A 3,548-nucleotide genomic window follows, 5' to 3' on the forward strand; every position below is an offset into this window, starting at 1 on the left:
GAATTTGCAGCGCTTATGCTCCCTCCATTTTTTTCGATTATCATCTTGCTCATATATAGCCCGAGCCCACTGCCCTGCTGTTTTGTCGTAAAGTGCGGCTCAAAAATTTTATCTAGCTGCGCTTCGTCGATGCGGCTTGCGTTATTTTCGATCGTAATCACTCGCTCGCCCTGTTTTAAAAACGAGCGAATTTTAATCTCGCGCCGTTTAAGCGGCACGTCCAAAAACGCCTCCTTTGCGTTATTTATGATGTTTATGAGCACCTGAATTAGCTCGTTTACGTTGCCGTAAAGGGTGAAATTTTCCTCTATCCGCACGCTTATGTCGATGACATGCTTTTTAAGCGAGGCGTTTAAAATTTTACGCGCCTGCTCGATCGCTTCGCCGGCGCTAAATTCTTTCTTTGGCATGTTCGGATTGAAGAAATTTTTAAAATCCTCGATCGTATCGCTCATAAATTTCACCTGCTCGCCCGCGTCCTTGATGCCGCCTTCGAGCCTTTCTTTTGAAAGCTTGCCCCGCTCGTTGTAAAGCTCTAAATTTATGAGCGTGGAGCTGATCTGCGATAGCGGCTGACGCCACTGGTGCGAGATATTGCCGATCATCTCGCCCATTAGCGCGAGGCGGCTTTGATTTATCAGTAAAAGCTGAGTTTGCATCTTTAAAGTCGCGTTTTTTTTGTGAATTTTATAGATACAAAATATACAGATCAAAAACACCACAAGCAAGCTTAGGCCGCTAACGACAAACTCTTTGGTGTGATAGAGCAGAATGCTTTTTATCGGAATTTTAAAGCTTATCATCGCGATCGTATCGCCTAGGCCGCCTTTGAAATTTCCCACATCGCCGTAGAGCTCTTGCATCTTTTTAGGTGCTGCGTTGATGCTATGGCACTCGGTGCACGAAGGCTGAGAGTTTGTTATCGGCAGGCTCAAAAGATACGAGGCGCCACCTTTATCATAGACGATTCTGGAGTATTCTTTATATTTGTTTTCTTTAAAGCCCTCTAAAATTTCATTCTCAAACTCGCTTCCCTCGTGCTCGGGATTGAGCGGATCGGTGGCGACGAGCTTGTAGTCGTAGTTGATGTTTTCTTTGGCGAGCTGAATTTTATAAATTTCGCGCGTTATGTAGGTCGAGGACATCAGCCTCGGATCGAAAAAATCCTCACTCAGAAGCTTTTTTTCCTTAAGTTCGTTTATTAGCGGGCGCTGCACGGTCGAGACGTAATCGCGCACCGCATTCATCGTATCTAAGATATAAAACGCCTCGCGCCTCGTGTCTTTTAGCGCAAGCTCGCGGTAGAAGTTAAAAACCAAAGCCGTAATTACGATATATAGCAGCACGAAAAGCGCTACGATAAATTTAAATTTATACTTCAAAGAGATACCCCACCGCATATAAATTTTTGATCACGTCCTTGCCGATCTTGCGGCGTAGCTCTTTGACGATCGCCTTGATCGCTTCCTTGCTGGGCTGCTCGAACTCCCACATATAGTCGAATAGCTGCTCGTAGGTTACGGTTTGATTTTTGCGCGCTAAGAAGTACTCCAAAAGCTTGCTCTCGCTTTTGGAAAGATGACAGGCGCTGTCTTTGACGTAGATGATCTTTTTGGCAAAATCATACTTCAGCTCGTCGTTTATATTCAATATCGGCGCGTGATTTATCAGTTCCGCCGCGACGTCTTGCAGCGCCTTTATAAAGGCGTTTTTGTCGTACGGCTTAGGCAGATATCTAGTGATCTTAAGCTCCACCGCCCGCCACAGATACTCCTGCTCGGTGTGGCTCGAAAGTATCACGATCGGCACCGAGATGCCGGCAGCTCGGATCTTTTTAACAACCTCGAGCCCGTCCATATGCGGCACACCGATATCAAAAACCAGCGCGTCGTACGAGCCGCTCATCGCCTCATCAAGCGCCTCCAGTCCGTCCTTAACCCCCACTACTTCGCCGAAAAACAGCTGCAGCGATTCGGTTATATTTTTTAAAATTCCGGGCTCATCCTCTAGGCAAAGCACCCTTTTATTGGACAAAACGTCCAATAATTCGTAATCTTGCATACTCTATTCCGCCTCCAAGCTTAGCACTTTTTACTCTTAATTGTCTCTTAAAATATAACTCGCTTAAATTATATAAATTTAGCATTAAACTAACGTTAAAAAATATACCAAAGCGGTTTGCGCGCAAATTTAAACCTCAAACCGCCTATGTGCGAGCTTTGCGCCTACATAAGTTGGATAAAAATATCACAAGAACGTAAAAAGGCGGGGTGATAAGCTTGATATTAAATTTTAGAGGTGCTTGCATATGCATTTTATAGACGAAAGGCAATCAAATCATAAAGATCTATCAGCTCCACAGCTCGGCGGGATAGAATTTTAAAATTTAGCCCAAGCCGGGCATACTAAAGTTAATGTGAATGCTCCATCTTTGAGTGATCCATGTTCTCCATCGAGCCATGATTCATATGCGAATGATCCATCCCCTCCATCGAACCCATATCGTGGCTCATCCCGCTCATCGAGCCATGATCCATCATAGAATGATTCATGCCGCTCATACCTGGATCGGTCATTCCAAAAATCATCGCGATGTGTCCTAGCACCAAAAATACAATCAGCGCCAAGAAATGAAATTTAAGCCTAGCTCTAAATTCCGCTCCTTTTGCGATAACTCCTAGCTCCAAAAGTAGCAGCACCAGCGCAGGCAGCGCCGCTGCTGCGTATGCAGCCAAAGCTAAGGCGTCCGCAGCGCCACGTAAATGAATGACGGGCAAAATTTTAACCGCTACGTAAATAATTAATATCGTAAAATAAGCGCCGAGAATGATGCTAAGGCATTTATTGATTTTTAGAGCCAAAGAGCCCTCCTTTGCGCGGTACAAGCTAAAAAATTCGCTCGCTACTATCGCTTCTGCTAAGCCCATCGGCACCGCCATAAATAAAATCAAATTCCACGGCTGATTTGCCATCAAAAGTTCCATGTAATTCGTCATTGCCATGTTTTCTCCTTATTTTGGTTTAAAGGGCGCAATTCTAGCGGCTTTCGGTAAAAAATTTTAAAACAATAGATAAGATTAGTGCGCCTTTAATCTTATCTTTCCGTAAAACGATTTGGGCTGCGTCTTAAAACTCGCTCACAAATATTAAATTTTAATCTCGCCTCGCACGCCGCCTCTTCGTATCTAACGTGAAATTTAGAAAATTTATATTTGCAAAAGCAGATGCCTTAAATTTATCTGAAACACTTTAAATTCCGTAAAATTTCAGTTTTACAAAGATAAAATTATGAAATTTTTTTAAAAGGATTTAAAATGAAAAATGCTCTTTTATTCGCCTGCGCAGCGCTATTTATATGCGCTTGCTCCAATTCTGAGCATCCAAAGCCAGGCGTTTCGCATTGCAGCGAGCCCAAAATGGACGAGGCGTCGCATCAGATGATCCAAATTTGCGGCGAAAGCGAGGATCCGCAAATCGAAAATATGCAGTGCAACGAAAACGGACTTTGCTTCGGCACCGCAAAAATCAGGTAGCCGAAGCGTCTTGCG

4 protein-coding genes are annotated in these 3,548 nt (G+C 44.0%); 1 reads left to right on the forward strand and 3 read right to left on the reverse strand.

Translation table 11 applies throughout. The features are described 5' to 3' along the window. The 3 genes from Q0238_RS01615 to Q0238_RS01625 form a co-directional block, all read right to left on the reverse strand. Positions 1-1,400 (reverse strand): DUF3365 domain-containing protein (locus tag Q0238_RS01615; protein WP_297942245.1); only part of this gene is annotated, 1,400 nt, incomplete at its 3' end. Beyond that, entirely contained in the window at positions 1,372-2,061 is a 690-nt protein-coding gene (locus Q0238_RS01620; RefSeq protein ID WP_297942247.1) for a response regulator transcription factor, read from the reverse strand. The genes Q0238_RS01615 and Q0238_RS01620, both read right to left, overlap by 29 nt. Positions 2,062-2,411: 350 nt before the next feature. Beyond that, entirely contained in the window at positions 2,412-3,002 is a 591-nt protein-coding gene (locus Q0238_RS01625) for a DUF6803 family protein (protein ID WP_297942250.1), read from the reverse strand. 312 nt (positions 3,003-3,314) lie between these two features. On the opposite strand from Q0238_RS01625, the gene Q0238_RS01630 reads away from it, so the two are divergent. After that, positions 3,315-3,533: a hypothetical protein gene (locus Q0238_RS01630; protein WP_297942255.1), complete on the forward strand. Its 219-nt coding sequence runs from the start codon at positions 3,315-3,317 to the stop codon at positions 3,531-3,533. Positions 3,534-3,548: the final 15 nt, after the last annotated feature.

This window comes from uncultured Campylobacter sp., assembly GCF_938045775.1.
In the GTDB taxonomy this organism is placed as follows: domain Bacteria; phylum Campylobacterota; class Campylobacteria; order Campylobacterales; family Campylobacteraceae; genus Campylobacter_B.

What these genes read in the sequence shown, in the direction of transcription:
- Q0238_RS01630 (WP_297942255.1), top strand. Translation starts at nt 3,315, where the DNA reads ATGAAAAATGCTCTTTTATTCGCCTGCGCAGCGCTATTTATATGCGCT.
- Q0238_RS01620 (WP_297942247.1), bottom strand. Translation starts at nt 2,061, where the DNA reads ATGCAAGATTACGAATTATTGGACGTTTTGTCCAATAAAAGGGTGCTT.
- Q0238_RS01625 (WP_297942250.1), bottom strand. Translation starts at nt 3,002, where the DNA reads ATGGCAATGACGAATTACATGGAACTTTTGATGGCAAATCAGCCGTGG.